Here is a 1,595-nt window from a genome sequence, read left to right as displayed (position 1 = left end):
TTTACAGTGTTACCCAATCCCCTAAATTGATTTACTACCAGCATGACAAATACAGTGCATGCGCCATTTATTGAGTTTTTAGCTCAACAAATTATTAAGGCCAGTTCTAAAGCCGAGCAAATTGCAATTTCTCGCCGTTGCCCGTTAAAAGACCTGCCCGCATTGCGTACCCGCGTTAAACAGCTGCTAAACCCAGCTAACAAAAAGCCGGTGCGCATTACTCGCTTACCTGCCTGTTACGTCCTAACAAAACAACGTTTAACCAAAATGAGGACTCAACAGCATGGCGCTTAAAAGAAAAGTGGTAGTACCGACTGCCCCAAGCTTTACGTTTCAAGAATTAGTACCAAAAGCCACGTTTGAACTTTATCAAGACGACCCTTTGTTTTTGATTAACCTATTTGATGATCGCGCATTGCGTATGCTGCAAAAGTTACGCAACACGTTTGGCCCATGCACAGTAAATAGTTGGAGCTGGGGCGGCGCTAATCAATACCGAGGCTATCGCCAGCTTGATTGCGCAATTGGTGCTAAACGCAGCCAACATAAGCTGGGTAAAGCGTTTGATTGCAGCTTTACTAATTACACAGCGCAGCAAGTACGTGACTACGTATTAGCCCACCCGCAAGAATTCCCGTACATCACCGCCATTGAGGCTGATGTGAGCTGGTTTCATTTTGATGTGCGTTCCCCTACGTGGACGGGCATTAAAGTATTTTACCCGTAAGGACCACTCATGACCCCAGAGCAAGAAAACCTACTGTTTGAGTCAATTGGCTCTATTAAAGCCAGCCAAGAGGCCATTTTAAACAGTGTCGCTGAGATAAAAGCTGATATTCACCACAGTATCGAAAAAAGCGAAGCACGCCAAAAGGTCGTCACCGACGGCTTAAAAGCTGATTTAAAAGAAAGCGAGCTACGCCAAATTGCAGCGATTAATAAGCACGACGATCGCTTAAATAAAGTCGAAGAAAAACTAACAAACCAACGCGTTAAAGTGGCTGCTATGGGCGGTACAGCGGGCTTAGCCGTGTCGCTCATTGCCTATGCTGTAAAAAATGGGATGACGGGCTAATGGCGCACCCTGCAGAAAAGAAAAACGCCGTACGCCACAGCTATGTAACCGAGCTGCTCGCGTTAAGTGTTGCGGCCATTAAGCATAGCGTGGCCGATGGCACAGCACGACGCTGGAAAATGGAAGCCAAAGACAACGGTGACGATTGGGATTTAGCACGCGCAGCAAGCCGCCGCAGTGAGGGCACAGCAGGGGAGTTTACCACCGACTTTATCGAAGAATTCACCATTCAAGTAAACGAAACCTTTGAGCTTTTAAAATCACCTGAAGGCGCAGCGCTGCCGCTTGAACAACGCACCAAAGTACTTAGCTCACTCACTGATATGATGAGCAAAGTAATGAAGGTATCGGGCGGTAATAAAAAACTTGAAAAGCGCACAATTGCCGCTGAGGTAGTTAAAATTCTTGCTAAGTTTGTATCAACCAAATACCCCGAATTTGCCCCTGAGTTTGTTGAAATACTCACCGCCTTTGGTCCACGACTCGATCAGGAGTTAAGCGACTAATGGCCGATATGAAT

4 protein-coding genes are annotated in these 1,595 nt (G+C 46.3%); all 4 read left to right on the top strand.

Annotation, left to right across the window (positions count from 1 at the left end; genetic code table 11):
- The first annotated feature begins 42 nt into the window (after positions 1 to 42).
- The 4 genes from H5187_RS23445 to H5187_RS23430 are packed head-to-tail and all read left to right on the top strand — an operon-like array spanning position 43 to position 1,581.
- Positions 43 to 294 (top strand): hypothetical protein, encoded by a 252-nt coding sequence (locus H5187_RS23445; RefSeq protein WP_182798464.1) that lies wholly within the window; start codon positions 43 to 45, stop codon positions 292 to 294.
- Positions 284 to 727: a D-Ala-D-Ala carboxypeptidase family metallohydrolase gene (locus H5187_RS23440; protein WP_182798463.1), complete on the top strand. Its 444-nt coding sequence runs from the start codon at positions 284 to 286 to the stop codon at positions 725 to 727. The genes H5187_RS23445 and H5187_RS23440 overlap by 11 nt, the downstream gene beginning before the upstream one ends.
- Before the next feature lie 9 nt (positions 728 to 736).
- On the top strand, positions 737 to 1,075 hold the full coding sequence (locus tag H5187_RS23435; RefSeq protein ID WP_182798462.1) for a hypothetical protein: 339 nt from the start codon (positions 737 to 739) through the stop codon (positions 1,073 to 1,075).
- Positions 1,075 to 1,581, top strand: coding sequence for a DUF1804 family protein (locus H5187_RS23430; RefSeq protein WP_182798461.1), 507 nt, complete (start codon positions 1,075 to 1,077; stop codon positions 1,579 to 1,581). The genes H5187_RS23435 and H5187_RS23430 overlap by 1 nt, the downstream gene beginning before the upstream one ends.
- Positions 1,582 to 1,595: the final 14 nt, after the last annotated feature.

This window comes from Pseudoalteromonas sp. SG44-1 (assembly GCF_014164315.1).
GTDB classification, from domain to species: domain Bacteria; phylum Pseudomonadota; class Gammaproteobacteria; order Enterobacterales; family Alteromonadaceae; genus Pseudoalteromonas; species Pseudoalteromonas rhizosphaerae.
This window is presented reverse-complemented; position numbering and strand designations above follow the sequence as displayed.